Origin of the sequence: Microbacterium sp. SORGH_AS_0862 (assembly GCF_030818795.1) — a bacterium.
Taxonomy (GTDB): Bacteria; Actinomycetota; Actinomycetes; order Actinomycetales; family Microbacteriaceae; genus Microbacterium.
The window spans coordinates 2,359,161-2,375,529 of sequence record NZ_JAUTAY010000001.1; the positions used below are offsets into that span (position 1 = coordinate 2,359,161).

10 protein-coding genes are annotated in these 16,369 nt (G+C 68.2%); 6 read left to right on the plus strand and 4 right to left on the minus strand.

The annotated features are described in order from the left end of the window. Positions 1–6: 6 nt before the first annotated feature. From QE377_RS11510 to QE377_RS11520, 3 genes are all read right to left on the minus strand, one after another. Positions 7–477: a MarR family winged helix-turn-helix transcriptional regulator gene (locus tag QE377_RS11510; RefSeq protein ID WP_307323199.1), complete on the minus strand. Its 471-nt coding sequence runs from the start codon at positions 475–477 to the stop codon at positions 7–9. Between the two features lie 10 nt (positions 478–487). Then, on the minus strand, positions 488–2,179 hold the full coding sequence (locus tag QE377_RS11515; RefSeq protein WP_307323203.1) for an MDR family MFS transporter: 1,692 nt from the start codon (positions 2,177–2,179) through the stop codon (positions 488–490). A 142-nt stretch (positions 2,180–2,321) separates the two neighbouring features. Continuing rightward, the gene (locus QE377_RS11520; protein WP_307323206.1) at positions 2,322–2,975 is read right to left on the minus strand and encodes a YqaJ viral recombinase family protein; all 654 of its coding nucleotides are present in this window, start codon (positions 2,973–2,975) and stop codon (positions 2,322–2,324) included. A 170-nt stretch (positions 2,976–3,145) separates the two neighbouring features. Between QE377_RS11520 and QE377_RS11525 the strand changes: the two genes are divergently transcribed. The 5 genes from QE377_RS11525 (at position 3,146) to QE377_RS11550 (ending at position 13,647) form a co-directional block, all read left to right on the plus strand. Beyond that, positions 3,146–4,663 (plus strand): M1 family aminopeptidase, encoded by a 1,518-nt coding sequence (locus tag QE377_RS11525; RefSeq protein WP_307323208.1) that lies wholly within the window; start codon positions 3,146–3,148, stop codon positions 4,661–4,663. Beyond that, on the plus strand, positions 4,623–7,292 hold the full coding sequence (locus tag QE377_RS11535; RefSeq protein ID WP_373459561.1) for a 5'-nucleotidase C-terminal domain-containing protein: 2,670 nt from the start codon (positions 4,623–4,625) through the stop codon (positions 7,290–7,292). Before QE377_RS11525 ends, QE377_RS11535 begins: the two co-directional genes overlap by 41 nt. 313 nt (positions 7,293–7,605) lie before the next feature. After that, positions 7,606–8,094 carry a 50S ribosomal protein L10 gene (gene rplJ, locus QE377_RS11540; protein ID WP_137417805.1) on the plus strand — a complete coding sequence of 163 codons (489 nt, stop codon included), beginning with the start codon at positions 7,606–7,608 and terminating at the stop codon, positions 8,092–8,094. A gap of 51 nt (positions 8,095–8,145) precedes the next feature. Further along, on the plus strand, positions 8,146–8,529 hold the full coding sequence (gene rplL / locus QE377_RS11545) for a 50S ribosomal protein L7/L12 (protein WP_137417804.1): 384 nt from the start codon (positions 8,146–8,148) through the stop codon (positions 8,527–8,529). Positions 8,530–8,709: 180 nt separating this feature from the next. Then, on the plus strand, positions 8,710–13,647 hold the full coding sequence (locus tag QE377_RS11550; RefSeq protein WP_307323211.1) for an ExeM/NucH family extracellular endonuclease: 4,938 nt from the start codon (positions 8,710–8,712) through the stop codon (positions 13,645–13,647). A 51-nt stretch (positions 13,648–13,698) separates the two neighbouring features. Here the strand turns inward: QE377_RS11550 and QE377_RS11555 are convergent, their stop codons facing one another. After that, positions 13,699–14,730 carry a LacI family DNA-binding transcriptional regulator gene (locus QE377_RS11555; protein WP_307323213.1) on the minus strand — a complete coding sequence of 344 codons (1,032 nt, stop codon included), beginning with the start codon at positions 14,728–14,730 and terminating at the stop codon, positions 13,699–13,701. A 280-nt stretch (positions 14,731–15,010) separates the two neighbouring features. Between QE377_RS11555 and QE377_RS11560 the strand changes: the two genes are divergently transcribed. After that, positions 15,011–16,342, plus strand: coding sequence for an ABC transporter substrate-binding protein (locus tag QE377_RS11560; protein WP_307323215.1), 1,332 nt, complete (start codon positions 15,011–15,013; stop codon positions 16,340–16,342). Positions 16,343–16,369 lie beyond the last annotated feature (27 nt).

Sequence of the window (16,369 nt, forward strand, 5' to 3'; positions counted from 1 at the left end):
TGACCGTCAGGAGACCGTGTCGGGGTTGATGCCGGCCATGAGCGCTTGGAGCAGGCGGCGCAGATTGTCGATGTCCGAGACGTCCCAGCTCTCGAGGGCGCGCACCAGCACGCCCTCCTGCGGAGCGCGCGCGGCGGCGAGCCGTTCGAGCCCGTACTCGGTGGGTGAGAGCAGGCTCGAGCGTCCGTCGGCAGGGTCAGGGGAGCGGGTGATGAGACCGAGGGCCTCGAGTTCACGTACGGTCCGGCTGAGCTGACCCTTGTCCAACAACAGGTGATCCGCCAACGTCGCCTGCGTCACGGTCTCGTGGCGCGCGATGGTCGTGAACACCTTGTACGCCCCTGGGAGGAGTCCCGGGCTGACGCGATGCGCGTTCTCGCTGATGACGCGTCGAAACTGTCCGATGAGGTCGCTGAACTGGGCCTCGAGTGCGCGCACGGCCTCGGTGCGCTCCCCGTCGCTCGACTTCTCGGACATCGTCATCACTCTACTTGCGCTCGTCGCCCGTGTCCGGCGTGCTCGACGGGGTCGCGATGGCTCCGGTCGCGGTCAACGTGGCCATAGCCTCCGGCACCGACACCGTCGCCAGATCCGCCTCGGAGGCATGTGCACGCTCCGTCGTGGTCATCCGCGTCAGCGGGGTGTTCGGGAGGAACACGATCGCCAGCACGCTCAGCACGGCCACGGGCACCGCGATGAGGAACGCGTGGGAGATGCCGTTCGCGTACACATCCTCGAAGATGACCCGCAGCGGCTCAGGCATCGCCGAGACCTGCGGCAGAGTGCCCGAGCTCAGCTGAGTGGCCCACTGCGCGCCCGCTTCGCCCAGCCCGGCCAGCGCGGTGCGGACCTCGTCCGCCCGGTCGGTGAGCAGGTCGGTCACCCGGGCCGCCAGAGCCGCGCCCATCACGGAGACGCCGATCGTGCCGCCGAGACTGCGGAAGAACGTGACGCCCGAGCTCGCGGCGCCGATCTCGGTCGGGTGCGAGGTGTTCTGCACGACGAGCACGAGATTCTGCATGGTCATGCCGACACCCGCGCCCAACAGGAACATGTACACCGACACGAGGACGAAGGGGGTGTCGTAGTGGATCGTCGACAGCAGTGCGGAGCCCGCCGTCAGCAGCACGCCGCCCGCGATGAGGTAAGGCTTCCAGTGACCGAACCGGGTGATGAGCGCTCCGACGCCCATGGATGCGACGAGCAGTCCCGCGATCATCGGGATGGTCATCACGCCGGCCTCGGTCGGCGTGGCCCCGCGAGCCGACTGCATGTACTGGCTCAGGTACACGGACGCGCCGAACATCGCGATGCCGGTGGCGATCGAGGCGATCACGGCCAGCGTGAAGGTGCGGTTGCGGAAGAGCGTCAGAGGGATGAGGGGTTCGCGCACCCGCAGCTCGACGACGATGAACAGGATCGTCGCGAGGACCGCGCCGCCGATCATGAACAGCGTGTTCAGGCTCCACCAGTCGAAGGACTTGCCGGCCAGGGTGACCCAGATGAGCAGGAGGGAGACGGCGGTGGCCAGCAGCACGATGCCCGTGTAGTCGATCGACACCTTGCGCGGCGTGCGCTGGGGGAGGTGGAGGGTGCGCTGGACGATGAGCAGGGCGGCGACGGCGAAGGGCAGCGCGACGAAGAAGTTCCAGCGCCAGCCCCAGGCGTCCGTGATGACGCCGCCGAGCAGCGGGCCGCCGACGGTCGCGACCGCCATCACGGCGCCGAACAGGCCCATGTAGCGCCCGCGCTCACGCGGGCTGATGATGTCCGACATGATGACCTGGCTGAGTGCGGCCAGGCCGCCGGCGCCGATGCCCTGGACCGCGCGGAACGCGATGAGCATCTCGGGGCTCTGCGAGAACCCGGCGGCCGCCGTGGCGAGGACGAAGATCGCGATGGCCAGCTGGTAGAGCACCTTCCGGTTCGTGAGGTCCGCGAGCTTGCCCCAGATGGGGGTCGTGATCGCGGTGGTCAGGAGGGTCGCGGTGACGACCCACGTGAAGGAACTCTGGTCCCCGGAGAGGTCGTGGATGATCACGGGGAGCGAGGTCGAGACGACGGTCGAGGCGAGCATCGACACGAACATGCCCAGCAGCAGGCCGGACAGGGCTTCGAGGACGTGACGGCGCGAGGTCTTGCTCGACGCGTCCGTCGGTCGGGAGATGGTGGTGGTCACGGCGGCATCCTTCGGTGGGGTGCGGCGTCATCGGCGCAGTAAGTTGATATATGTCAACGATTGAGTTGGGTCAACTATATGGCCAATCGTTGAGACGCGTCAACTATTCCCGGTCGACGAGATGTGGGAAGCGAGCGGCGTGTCAGTCGCTGAAGACGAGCGCGCGATACTCGCGACGCGGCGGAGCCTCCGGGGCGGGCGCGGGCGCGCGACCGCGTGTCGTGCGCAGGTGCAGCTCGTCGATGAGGGCGGTCGCAAGGCGCACGAGCTTGCCGATCTCGACCTCGTCGCGCTCGACCCATGCGCACCGCGGCTCGTCGTCGACGGGGACGAAGCCGTCGTGCTGCTCCCAGGCGACGAGGGTGCGCTCGGCGCCGAGCACGTGCTGCTGCCACCACACCTGACGCAGGTAGCCGCGCGGGATCGACCGCCACGACTTGTTGGTCGTCTTGATCTCCGCCAGCGTGACCCGGCCTTCGGTATCGACGGCGATGCCGTCGGGAGTCGCGAGATGGCGCTTCTCGACGACCGCGTGGAACAGCGCCGACGAGGGCTGGATGCCGTGGGTCGCGGCGACCCATGCGGCGATCTCGGGCTCGCGGCGCCGGCCGTGATCGGTGTAGGCGTTGCCCGAGAACCTCGAGCCGCCCAGCTTCTGGTCGGCGGCCTTCGCGATCGCCCGCTCACTCGTGAGCGATGCCACATCCGTCGCCGTGATGCCGCGTGAGCGCGCCCGGATCCACGCCACCCGGTCGCGGGAGTCCGCGACGATGCGAGCGGCGAGTTCGGGGGTCACCTCTCGAGCGTACGCCCGGTGGCCGACGCCTTCGAGAACGACATGCGCCGCCGGCGGCGCCGGGGCGGATATTTGGAACGGCTGGGAAACCGGTAAGAAATCTCTGAACCCTAGGGTCGGGCCGTTGCACCTTCCTCGCGAATTCGCGCCCGTGCCGACCCAGGGGGACCATGTCCGACTCCGCTCTCCGACCGCACCGCCGTGGCCGGATCCTCACCGCAGCGCTCATCGTCGGAGCCGTCGTCGCGGCCTCCGCGGTGGCGACCGTTCCCGCCGTCGGCGCTGAGCCGACGGTCGGCGCCCGCACGGCGGGTGACCCGCTCTTCCCCCACGTCGGCAACGGTGGCTACGACGTCACCCACTACGACCTGGACCTCACGTACCGCGCGAACGACGACGTGAGCGCGGTCGCGACGATCGCCGCCACCGCTCCGGCGCCGCTGTCGGCCTTCTCGCTCGACTTCGAGGGCATGACCGTCGACAGTGTGACGGTCAACGGGGTGCCTGCCCAGTTCTCCCGTGAGCAGGATGTGGACGCCACTCTCTTCAAGCTCGACATCACCCCCGCGACGGCGGTGAGCGGACCGTTCACGGTCGCGGTGGCCTACTCGGGCGCTCCCGTCAGGCACATCGACGCCGACGGTTCCTCGGAGGGGTGGGTGAAGACATCCGACGGCGTGACGGCCCTGGGTCAGCCGATCGGAGCCATGACCTGGTTCCCGCAGAACAACGCCCCGGCGGACAAGGCCACCTACGACATCAGCGTGACGGCGCCCACCGCCGCCGGCGGCAACCCGCTGAGCGTCGCGAGCAACGGCGAGCTGATCGGCAAGACCGTCGACGCCCAGGCGGGGACCACCACCTGGGACTGGCAGCAGCGCAATCCCATGGCGACCGAGCTCTCCGTCCTCTCGATCGGGCGCTTCAACGTGCTGGAGAGCGACATCACCCTCGCGAGCGGCCGCACGCTGCACGAGTGGAGCTTCGTCGACCCGACCATCAGCGTGAACGTCCAGAACGCGATCAACACGCGTCGCGGTGAGATCAAGCAGATCATCGACTGGCTCGAGACGAAGCTCGGCCCCTACCCCGGCAACAGCGTCGGCCTCATCGTCGACCGCGTCGGCGTCGGGTACGCCCTGGAGACCCAGGACCGGCCGTTCTTCGACGGGAGCGTCTCCGCCAACACGCTCATCCACGAGCTCGTCCACCAGTGGCTGGGCAACGAGGTCGCCCCGGCCGACTGGTCGCACATCTGGCTCAACGAGGGCGCGGCGGAGTTCTTCACCACCTACTACCGCTACGGCGTCGGCCTCAGCCAGACCACCCCGGAGAACGACTCGTTCGGCAGCTGGAGCTCTGCGTCGGCCTCCCGGTGGCTGACGCCCACCCGTCGGTTTCACCGACCCGGCCGAACTGTACGACTGGCAGGTCTACAACCGCGGAAAGTACACGCTCGGCGCCCTCATGACGGCCATCGGCCGCGACGCCTTCGACGCGACATATGCCACGTGGACGAAGGCGCACGCCGGCGGTTCCGCGGACACCGACGACTTCATCGCGCTCGCGGAGCAGGTCTCCGGGCGCGAGCTGGGTGCGTTCTTCCAGGACTGGCTGTTCGACACGGACAAGCCGGCCTGGCCCGCGATGTGGACCGCGGGCATCACGAGCGACGTACCCGCGGGTGAGACCGTCCTTCCGGGCGACACGGCGACGCTGACGCTCAAGGTCGAGAACACCGGACGGGTCGACCTGGCCGGCGCGACCGTCGTCGCCGATGCGACCCAGCTGCTGACCCAGGCATCCTTCCCGATCCTCCCGAAGGATGTCGCACGTCAGGACTCGACGCTGACATGGTCGATCCCCACGACCGCGCCCGGCGCGACCGCATCCGTCGACATCGAGGTGAAGGTGGCCGCGGAGGCCCCCGGCGGTGCGATCACGATCCCGATCACGGCGCCGCAGCTGGGCTCGACCCTGACCTCGGCCCAGGCGGTCTTCCAGGTCGCCGGCCCCGTCGCGCTGAACCTGCTCAACATCAACGACTTCCACGGACGCATCGACCAGAACACGGTCAAGTTCGCCGGGACGATCGAGCAGCTGCGCGCGGAGTACGGCGAGGCCAACACCCTGTTCCTCTCCGACGGTGACAACATCGGTGCATCCCTGTTCGCCTCGTCGTACTTCAAGGACGAGCCGACCCTCGAGGTGCTGAACGCGCTGGAACTGAAGGCGTCCGCGGTCGGCAACCATGAGTTCGACAAGGGGATCGCCGATCTCACCGGTCGTGTCGCCGACAGCGCCGACTTCACCTATCTCGGCGCGAACGTCTACGACGCGAAGACGGGGGAGGTGCTGCTCCCGGAGTACGCGACCTTCACCGTCGACGGGCTGACGGTCGCCGTCATCGGCGCCGTCACGGAGGAGACGCCGAGCCTGGTCTCGCCCGACGGCATCAAGGGAGTCACGTTCGGTGACCCTGTCGCAGCCGTCAACCGGGTGGCCGCGCAGCTGACCGACGGCGACCCGGCCAACGGAGAGGCGGACGTCATCGTCGCGGAGTATCACGAGGGTGCGTCGGCGGGCACGCCCGACAAGTCGACCCTCGAACAGGAGGTCGCGCACGGGGGAGCATTCGCCTCGATCGTCGAGGACACCTCCGCGGCGGTCGATGCCATCTTCACCGGCCACACCCACAAGCTCTACGCGTGGGAAGCTCCGATCCCGGGCACGGATCGCACACGTCCCATCGTTCAGACCGGAAACTACGGTGAGAACATCGGCCAGGTCGTGCTGCAGCTCGACCCGGTGACCGGAGCGGTGGAGTCCTACACGGTCAAGAACGCCGCGCGCACCACCGCCGCGGATGCCGACCTGGTCGCCGCATATCCCCGTGTCGCCGAGGTGAAGCGGATCGTGGACGCCACGCTGGCGGATGCCGCTGCCGTCGGCAACCAGCCGGTGGGGTCGGTGGCCGCCGACATCACGACCGCCTTCAGCGGTGGTTCCTACGTCGACGGCGTGTACCGAGGAGGAGCGCGCGACGACCGCGCCGCGCAGTCGACGCTGGGCAACCTCGTCGCCGACTCCATCCGCGACGCACTGACCGACCCGGCGCGCGGTGGAGCCGAGATCGGTGTGGTCAACCCGGGCGGGTTGCGAGCCGAGTTGAACTACGCGCCCGACGGCGTCATCACGTACGCCGAGGCGAACGCCGTCCTGCCCTTCGTCAACAACCTGTGGACGACGGCCCTCACGGGCGCCCAGTTCACGAAGGTGCTCGAGGAGCAGTGGCAGCTCGACGACAAGGGCCAGGTCCCCTCGCGGCCGTACCTGCAGCTCGGACTGTCCGAGAACGTGTTCTACACCTACGACGCCGCGGCGGCGCAGGGCTCGCACATCACAGGCGTGTGGATCGACGGACAGCCGATCGACCCGAATCGCGAGTACCGCGTGGGCTCGTTCAACTTCCTGCTGACCGGTGGTGACAACTTCCGCACCTTCAAGGAGGGGACCCAGACGCGCGACTCGGGTCTCGTCGACCGCGACGCCTGGATCGACTACCTGGCGGCGCATCCCGCACTGGCACCGGACTTCTCATCCCGCAGCGCACAGGTGTCCGGTCTTCCGGCATCCGTCGTCGCGGGCGAGGCCGTCACCTTCCAGGTGTCGCGGTTCGACCTGACCTCGCTCGGGAGCCCCGCCAACACGGTGCTGGAGCCGTCGATCGGTCAGGCCGCCTACGCGCCGATCGCCGTCACGAACGGTGTGGCGAACGTGTCGTTGACGACGCCCAGCGACGTCGCCGGGCCGGCGGTCGTCTCTCTCAAGGCGCCGGATTCGGGGACCGTCATCCGCGTGCCGATCGATGTGCGCCCGGCTGTTCCGGGAACGGGTGGCGGCGTGGTCGAGACGCCGGCGCCCGAGTCGGCGCTCACGCCCGCCACCCAGAATGCGGTCCAGATCCAGGGCGGGACGACCCTCCAGCCCGGGCAGACGATCACGATCCACGTCGGCGAGGAGTACGCCGGCGACTGGGTGAGCGTCTGGTTGCGCTCCGACCCGCTGCTGCTGGGCTGGTACCGCGTGGACGAGCTCGGCAACATCACGGTGACCCTGCCCGCGGGCGTCTCGGGGGCGCATCGACTCATCGTGCAGGATGCGGAGGGCAACGTGATCGGGTGGCAACAGGTCCAGATCGGCGCGCTGCCCAGCACGGGCCAGGACGGCGGATTGATTCTCGGGCTGTCGCTCGTCGCCCTGCTCCTGGTCGGTGCGGGAGTCTCGGCGCGGACCATCCGTCGCAGGCGATCCTGAGAGAACGTCGGCACTGAGGCAGCCCCCGCCCGGATGATCCGGGCGGGGGCTGCGCTGTCCGGGGGGGGGGGATTTGGGGCGGCGGGCGATGTGGCGTAGTCTTGGTGACAAGCCAAAGACCGCCGGTCATCGCTGTGCGTGCAAACGTGACGCGATCGAAGCTCTGCCACGCAGGGGCCCGCGCAGGTGACACTGAACTTCCTCCTTCGGGAATCGAGCTCCGTGCGCTTGCGCCGGAGCTTTTGTCATGTGCGGGTGGTCCAGGCCGACGCTCCGCCACCGCGGGGTGTCACGTTCACATCAAGGAGTGACCATGGCGCAGAAGGATGCATCGGTCGCCGAGCTCACGAAGAACTTCGAGGACTCGACCGCCGTTCTGCTGACCGAGTACCGCGGTCTGACGGTTGCCCAGCTGAAGCAGCTGCGCAACAGCATCCGTCAGGACGCGAGCTACGCCGTGGTGAAGAACACGCTGACCAAGATCGCCGCGAACAACGCGGGGATCACGGCGCTGGACGAGGACCTCAAGGGTCCCTCGGCCGTGGCGTTCGTGCACGGTGACTTCGTCGCCACTGCCAAGGCTCTGCGTGACTTCGCCAAGGCCAACCCGCTTCTCGTGATCAAGGGCGGCATCTTCGAGGGCAACGCCCTGAGTGCCGACGAGGTCAACAAGTACGCCTCCCTGGAGAGCCGTGAGGTTCTGCTGGCGAAGGCCGCGGGCATGATGAAGGCGACGATGGGCAAGGCTGCTGCCACCATCGACGCGCTTCGCGAAAAGCTGGAGACCGCCGAGGCCGCGTAAGCGTCCGGCGAGCTCTTTCCCACACACCCCCACCTATCTAGGAGATACATCATGGCGAAGCTCACCACTGAGGAGCTGCTCGAGCAGTTTGCCGGCCTGACCCTCGTCGAGCTCAGCGAGTTCGTGAAGGCGTTCGAGGAGAAGTTCGACGTCACCGCTGCCGCCCCCGTCGCCGTTGCCGGCGCTGCGGGTGCTGCTGGTGGCGCGGAAGAGGTCGAGGAGAAGGACTCCTTCGACGTCATCCTCGAGGCTGCCGGCGACAAGAAGATCCAGGTCATCAAGACGGTCCGCGAGCTCACCTCGCTGGGCCTCGGCGAGGCCAAGGCTCTCGTGGACGGCGCTCCCAAGCCCGTTCTCGAAGGCGCCAACAAGGAGACCGCCGACAAGGCGAAGGCCGCTCTCGAAGAGGCCGGCGCGACGGTCACCCTCAAGTAAGGTCCTCACCTTCTTCACGAAGGCCCCGGACGCGGTTCGCCGCATCCGGGGCCTTCGTGCGTCCGCGCGTAGCACGTTCGGATGAGAGCAATCTCATCGAACCGTCATCTTCTCGTAAGCCGCGGAAGGGGTCTCTCTTCGTAGTCTCCTGGTGTCCCCCAGCAGAAACTCAGGAGATCCATGTCCCCCTCCCAGCCGAGGCGACCGTTCGCAGCGCTCGCCTTCGGGATCGGAACCGCGGTCGTCGCGGGCATGTTCGTGCCCGCCGTCGCCGTCGCCGCCGAACCCGCCGATGTCGTCATCAACGAGGTGTACCTCAAGGGCGGAAGTGCCAACGCTCCGTTCAACAAGAAGTTCGTCGAGCTGTACAACGCCGGCGACACCGCGCAGAGCCTGGAGGGCTGGTCGCTCCAATACCGTTCCGCCGACGGAACGGGGGGCCCTTCGGTCACCGAGCCGCTGAGCGGCGTCATCGAGCCCGATGACTACTACCTGATCGCATGGAACGGCAACGGCGCCGTGGGCGCCGCGCTCCCCGTCACCCCGGACCTGTCGTTCGACAAGGGCTTCAACGCCTCCGGCACGACGGGCACGCTCTACCTCGCGGACACCACGCAGGCGCTCACGCTTCCCACCGGATCCGTCGTGGGGCAGCAGCACGTCGTCGATCTTCTCGGCTACGGTGCATCCAAGACGTTCGAGACGAGCGTGGTCCCGGTCACCGGTGCGAACAGCGTCCCCAACTCGCTCGCCCGCACGAACTTCGTCGACACGGACAACAACGCGGGAGACTTCAGCCACCCCGCGCAGATCACGCCGCAGGCATCCGCGACCTCGGGTATCGACCCCGACCCGGGCACCGACCCCGATCCCGGCACGGACCCGGATCCCGGCACCGACCCCGGAACCCCCGCGACCAGGACGATCGCCGAGATCCAGGGCACCGGCGGCGCGACGCCTCTGCTGGGCCAGACGGTCACCACGCGCGGCATCGTGACCGGCGCCTACGCGGAGGGCGGCTTCAACGGCTTCACCATCCAGACTCCCGGCACCGGCGGCGCGGTGGATGCTTCGCACGCCGCATCCGACGCCGTCTTCGTCTACGGAGGATCCGGACAGGCGGGAGCGGCCCTCGCCGCGAAGGCCCCGATGGGCGCCTACGTCGAGGTGACCGGCGTGGCCGGCGAGTACTCGAGCGTCGCGGGCGACGCCCAGACCCTCACACAGCTCAACGTCTCGGCGGGCTCGGTCACCACGATCGACGAGCAGGTCGCGGCGGTGACGCCGGTGCCCCTCTCCTGGCCGATCGCGCCGGCGGACCGCGAGAAGTTCGAGAGCATGCTCGTCGCTCCCCAGGGCCGGTTCACGGTGAGCAACACGTACACGACGAACCAGTACGCCGAGATCGGGCTCGCCTCGGGCGAGAAGCCGCTCATCACACCGACGGATGTCGCGCGTGTGGGCACCCAGGAGTACACGGACGCCGTCGCCGACAACGCCGCGCGCGGTGTCGTGCTCGACGACGGCGCGTCGATCAACTTCCTCGGCGGTTCGACGAACAAGGCGATCCCGCTGCCGTACCTGACCGACGTCGATGTCACGGTGGGCGGCGCGGTGTCGTTCACGCAGCCGGTGATCCTGGACTACCGCAACGGCGCCTGGAAGGTTCAGCCGACCACGCAGCTCGAGGCCGGCGACCCGCTGCCCGTCACCATCGGGTCGGCGCGCGCAGCATCCGCACCCGACGCGGTCGGCGGCGACATCTCGATTGCCAGCTTCAACGTGCTGAACTACTTCACGACGACCGCCGCAGAGGTGGGCTGCACGTCGGTCTACACGGATCGAGACGGCACCCCCATCACGGCGAACCAGTGCCCGAACAACGGCCCGCGCGGCGCCGCGACCGACGTCAGCCTGAAGCGTCAGCAGGACAAGATCGTCGACGCGATCAACAACCTCGGCACCGAGGTCGTCTCGCTCGAGGAGATCGAGAACTCGGCGGCGTTCGGCAAGAACCGCGACACCGCGCTGTCGAGCCTCGTCGACGCCCTGAACGCCGATCTCGGCGCGGACGAGTGGGCCTACGTGCCCTCGCCCAGCCAGGTGCCCGCCGGTGAGGACGTCATCCGCACCGCGTTCATCTACAAGGCGGATGCGGTATCGCCGGTCGGCGACTCCGTCATCGACCTCGATGCCGCGTTCGTCAACGCGCGACGCCCGCTCGCTCAGGCGTTCGCCCCCAAGGGTGAGACGGATGCCGCCTTCCTGGCGATCGTGAACCACTTCAAGTCGAAGGGCGACGACCGCGACAACCCGGCCACGGGCGACAACGCCAACGGGCCGCAGGGCGCCTACAACGGCGACCGGATGCGCCAGGCGCAGGCGCTCGTTGACTTCGCCGACGAGCGGAAGGCGGCTGCCGGGACCGACCGCGTGTTCCTGCTCGGCGACTTCAACTCGTACACGCAGGAAGACCCCATGCAGGTCTTCTACGCGGCCGGGTACACCGATCTCGGATCCCGCACGGGCAAGCACACGTACTCCTTCGACGGTGCGAGCGGCTCGCTCGATCACGTGCTCGCCTCGCCTGCCGCCGCCAAGATGGTCACCGGCGTCGACGTGTGGAACATCAACGCGGGGGAGTCGATCGCGCTCGAGTACAGCCGGTACAACTACAACGCGACGAACTTCTACGAGGTGTCGCCCTACCGCTCCAGCGACCACGACCCGGTCGTGGTGGGCATCACGTGGCGCCCGACGGTCGAGCTGAACCTGCTGAACATCAACGACTTCCACGGTCGCATCGACGACAACACGGTCAAGTTCGCGGGCACCATCGAGCGGTTGCGGGCGGAGGGCGGCGAGGAGAACACGCTGTTCCTCTCCGACGGCGACAACATCGGAGCCTCCCTGTTCGCCTCGTCGGTGGCCGACGACAAGCCGACCTTGGACGTTTTGAACGCGCTGGAGCTGAGCGCCTCGGCGGTCGGCAACCACGAGTTCGACAAGGGTCTCGAGGATCTCGAAGGACGTGTCAAGGATCAGGCGGCGTTCCCGTACCTCGGAGCGAACGTCTACAACAAGGGAACCACCACGCCGGCGCTGCAGGAGTATGCGACGTTCGAGGTGCAGGGGCTGACGGTCGCCGTGATCGGCGCCGTGACGGAGGAGACTCCCACGCTCGTGTCGCCCGGCGGGGTGGCCACGGTCGACTTCGGTGATCCCGTCGAGGCCGTGAACCGAGTGGCGGCGCAGCTGACCGACGGCGACCCGTCCAACGGTGAGGCGGACGTCATCATCGCCGAGTACCACGAGGGCGCTGCAGCCGGCGTCACGGAGAAGTCGACGCTGGAGGAGGAGCTGAAGGACGGCAAGGCGTTCGCCGACATCGTCACCAACACCTCGGCCGCGGTCGACGCGATCTTCACCGGTCACACCCACAAGCTGTACGCGTGGGACGCCTCCATCCCGGGCACGGACCGCACGCGTCCGGTGGTGCAGACGGGCAACTACGGCGAGAACATCGGTCAGGTGCGTCTGACGGTGGATGCGGAAACGGGAGATGTGCTCGCGCACACGCAGCGGAACGTGCCGCGCATCGCGATCGAGAACGACGGCACCACCGCCAACGACGCGGCGCAGAGCGCGGCTCTGAACGCCGAACTGGCGGCTCAGTATCCGCGCGTCGCGGCGGTCAAGCAGATCGTCGACGCGGCGCTCGCCTACGCCGCCGAGAAGGGCAGTGTCCCGGTCGGAAGCGTCACGGCGGACATCACGACGGCCTTCACGGGCGGTGCGTACACGGGTGGCGTCTACGCCGGGGGCACACGTGACAACCGCGCAGCGCAGTCGACGCTCGGCAATCTCGTCGCCGACTCGCTCGTGGCGACGCTGTCCGATCCGCTTCGCGGCGGCGCCGAGATCGGCGTGGTGAACCCCGGTGGCCTTCGCGCCGAGCTGCTGCGCGGCGACGACGGCGTGATCACGTTCGCCGAGGCGAACGCGGTCCTGCCGTTCGTGAACAACCTCTGGACGACGACCCTCACGGGCGAGCAGTTCACGCAGGTGCTCGAGGAACAGTGGCAGACGAACGCGGACGGCTCCATCCCGTCACGTCCGTACCTGGCGCTCGGTCTCTCGAAGAACGTGACCTACACCTACGACGCGGATGCGGCGCAGGGATCCCACATCACGGGCGTCTGGATCGACGGCGAGCCGATCGATCCCGCCGGCCAGTACCGGATCGGCTCGTTCAACTTCCTCCTGCAGGGCGGCGACAACTTCCGCACCTTCGCGGAGGGAACCGACACGCGCGACTCCGGGCTCATCGACCGGGATGCGTGGATCTCGTACCTGACGGCGAACAGCCCGGTCTCGCCGAGCTACGCCTCCCGCAGCGTCGAGGTGACGGGGCTCCCCGCATCCGTCGCGCCGGGCGCGCAGGTCTCGTTCCAGGTGGGCGGGCTGAACCTCACCTCGCTCGGAAGCCCGGAGACGACCTCCCTGCTGGTGAGCATCGAGGGCAGCACGGCCGTCCTCGATCCGGTCACCGTCACGGGCGGAGCGGCGACGGTTGCCTTCACGGTGCCTGCCGATGCGCCGGCCGACAGCACGATCGTCCTCCAGGCCCCGCAGACGGGTACGGAACTCCGTCTGCCGCTGAAGGTGGCGTCCGACATCCCGCCGACCACGACGCCGCAGCCCGCGGATCCGAGCCAGCTCGTGCCCGCGCTGCAGGACCTCATCAAGGTCATCGCGGGCGAGCTGCGCGCCGGAGCCACGATCACGATCCACGTCGGCACGCAGTACGCGGGCGACTGGGTGACGGTCTGGCTGTACTCGACCCCGCGTCAGCTCGGTGGATGGCACCAGGTCGATGCGGCGGGCAATGTCACGGTGACCCTGCCGGCCGATCTCACGGGTGACCACCGGCTCGTCGTGCTCGACGCGAACGGCCAGGTCATCGGCTGGCAGGCGGTGTCCATCGCGCCCAGATCGGGCTCGCTGGCCGCCACCGGTGCGCAGACGCAGTGGATCGCGGGTGCGCTGCTCGCCGCCTCGCTGCTGCTCGCGCTCGGCATCGTCGGACGCGCGGTGCCGTTGCGTCGACGCAACTGATCGACGACGGATGACGCGAGGGCGTCGGCGCTTCGGCGCCGGCGCCCTCGTTCACACCGTCGCGTCGGCCGTGGCGCGATCAGAGCGCAGCGGACCGGTGGAGCTGCGCACGATCAGACGCGGCTTGAGGCGCTGGATGACGGGAGCGAGGGTCGGGTCTTGGATCTGCCGCATGAGCAGTTCGACGGCCGCTTCGCCCTGTTCGCGCGGGACCTGGCGGAAGGTGGTCAGCGCGAACATCTCGGCGAACTCGTGGTCGTCGATGCCGACCACGCTCAGCGCCGCGGGAACGTGCAGGCCGAGGCGCCTCGCCGCGATGATGGCACCGATGGCGACCTCGTCACAGGCGGCGACGATCGCGGTGGGGCGTGTGCGCGCGTCGCTGAGCAATTCGACCGCGGCGTCGTAGCCGGCGGGCAGCGTCAGCTCCGATTCGGTGTGGGTGGCCTCTTCCGACAACCCCGCATCCGCCATCGACTGCATGTAGCCGTCGAGTCGCGACGACTCCACGTGCGGCCAGCGGGTGCGCGAGCCCGCACCGAGGAAGGCGATGCGGCGGTGTCCGAGCTCGATCAGGTGCTCGGTAGCGCGCCGGGCGGTCAGCGCATCGTCGAGGGTGACGACACTGGTGCGCTCGTGGTTGCCGACCACGCTCACGACGGGTTTGCCGAGGGCGAGCATGCTGTCCAGCTCGTCCTCCTCGGGCTCCAGCCCGACGGCGATCAGGCCGTCGAATCGCTTGCGCGTCAGGAAGCTCTCGAAGATGCGCTCGCGTGTGTCACTGCCCGGTTTGGCGTCGTAGAGCGTCAGATCCAGCCCTCTCTCGAGAAGCGCGGCCTGGATACCCTCCAGCACCTCGGCGAAGAACCACCGGTTGACGTAGGGCATGACCACGCCGATGTTCTGGGTGCGCCCGGTCGACAGGCTCTGCGCGTTGGTCGACGGGACGTACCCCAGCATCTCGGCCGCACGAGTGACCCGGTCTCTCGTCTCCTGGGAGACGTAGCCCGAACCGCTGAGCGCGCGTGACGCCGTGGACTTGGAAACACCGGCCTGACGCGCGACGTCGGCGATTCCGCTCATGGGAACACCCTCTTCCTCGACGGGTGATGTGGGGACGCTCCACATGGTAGGCGATTTCCCCGGCGATAGGGAACCGGTTCCACATAGCTAAAGAGCCGCGGGAGCGCTCCCAAGGCCCCGTTGAGCCCTCGCGGGAGCGCTCCCATAGCAGGTTATCGAGTTGTGATGGTTCGCTGTTGTGTCAGATGCGGGATTGGATTACGGTGGCGTGGAATCGGTTCCTGAGTGAAGCCGATACGCGGGGCAAGATGCTCCTGCGTGCTCAAAGAGGAGGAATCACATGACCAGGTCACAGCGACGTCGGGTGCTCGTCCCGATGGCTCTGTTGGGAGTCGCCGGCCTTGCGCTCGCAGGCTGTGCCGAGACCAGTTCGTCCCAGGGCGGCGGCTCGGTCGAGGGCGCGACGGTCCAGATCGCCGGCGGTATCACCGGTGGAGAGGCGGATGCGCTCAACAAGTCCTTCGAGCAGTTCACCGCCGACACCGGCATCAAGGTCGTCTACACGGGTGACAAGAGCTTCGAGGGCAACATCGTGACGAAGGTGACGGGCGGCTCGGCCCCCGACATCGCGATCGTCCCGCAGCCGGGTCTGCTCAAGTCCCTCATCGAGACCGGTGAGGTCAAGGAGGGCTCCGACGCCGTCTCCAAGAACGTCGACGAGTACTGGTCCGCAGACTGGAAGAACTACGGCAGCCTCGACGGCACCTTCTACGCGGCGCCGATGCTCGGCAACGTCAAGGGCTACGTCTGGTACTCGCCCGCCAGCTTCAAGGAGTGGGGTGTCGAGGTTCCCAAGACGTGGGACGACCTGCTGACGCTCACCCAGACCATCCGTGACAAGACCGGCGCCGCTCCGTGGTGCGCGGGCTTCGCGTCCGACGCCGCATCCGGTTGGCCGGGCACGGACTGGATCGAGGACCTCGTGCTGCGCCAGTCCGGTGCCGACGTCTACGACCAGTGGGTCGACAACGAGGTCAAGTTCACCGATCCGCAGATCAAGGAGGCCTTCGAGGCCGTCGGCACGATCTTGCTGAACCCGGACTACGTCAACGCGGGCTACGGCGACGTCAAGAGCATCAACTCCACCGCTTTCGGTGACGTCGCGGCTGCGGTCGCCGACGGTCGTTGCGCTCTGACGCACCAGGCGTCGTTCCTGTCGGCGAACTTCCTCGAGGCCAAGACCGCCTCGGGCGCCACGCCCACCGTCGCCCCCGACGGTGACGTCTACGCGTTCCTGCTGCCCGGCATCACCGCCGACGGCGAGCAGTACGTCGAGGCCGGTGGCGAGTTCGTGACCGCGTTCAGCGATGACGAGGCCGTCCAGAAGGTCGTGGAGTACATGTCGACCCCGGAGTTCGCGGACGCTCGCGTCAAGCTCGGCGGCGTCATCTCCGCCAACAAGGGCGCCGACCCGTCGCTCGCCTCCAGCGAGTTCCTGACCGACGCCATGAAGACGCTGCAGGACCCGTCCACGGTCGTCCGCTTCGACGCCTCCGACCTGATGCCGGCCACGGTGGGTCAGGGCTCGTTCTGGAAGGGCATGGTCAACTGGATCGACGGCCGTCCGCTCGACCAGGTTCTCAGCGACATCCAGGCGGGATACGACAACTAATCCCGTCGGCTCGCTCGCGACCGCGGG

Coding starts and splice junctions, on each gene's coding strand:
- rplL (WP_137417804.1), top strand. CDS start 8,146: ATGGCGAAGCTCACCACTGAGGAGCTGCTCGAGCAGTTTGCCGGCCTG.
- QE377_RS11555 (WP_307323213.1), bottom strand. CDS start 14,730: ATGAGCGGAATCGCCGACGTCGCGCGTCAGGCCGGTGTTTCCAAGTCC.
- QE377_RS11525 (WP_307323208.1), top strand. CDS start 3,146: ATGTCCGACTCCGCTCTCCGACCGCACCGCCGTGGCCGGATCCTCACC.
- rplJ (WP_137417805.1), top strand. CDS start 7,606: ATGGCGCAGAAGGATGCATCGGTCGCCGAGCTCACGAAGAACTTCGAG.
- QE377_RS11535 (WP_373459561.1), top strand. CDS start 4,623: ATGTGGACCGCGGGCATCACGAGCGACGTACCCGCGGGTGAGACCGTC.
- QE377_RS11550 (WP_307323211.1), top strand. CDS start 8,710: ATGTCCCCCTCCCAGCCGAGGCGACCGTTCGCAGCGCTCGCCTTCGGG.
- QE377_RS11560 (WP_307323215.1), top strand. CDS start 15,011: ATGACCAGGTCACAGCGACGTCGGGTGCTCGTCCCGATGGCTCTGTTG.
- QE377_RS11510 (WP_307323199.1), bottom strand. CDS start 477: ATGTCCGAGAAGTCGAGCGACGGGGAGCGCACCGAGGCCGTGCGCGCA.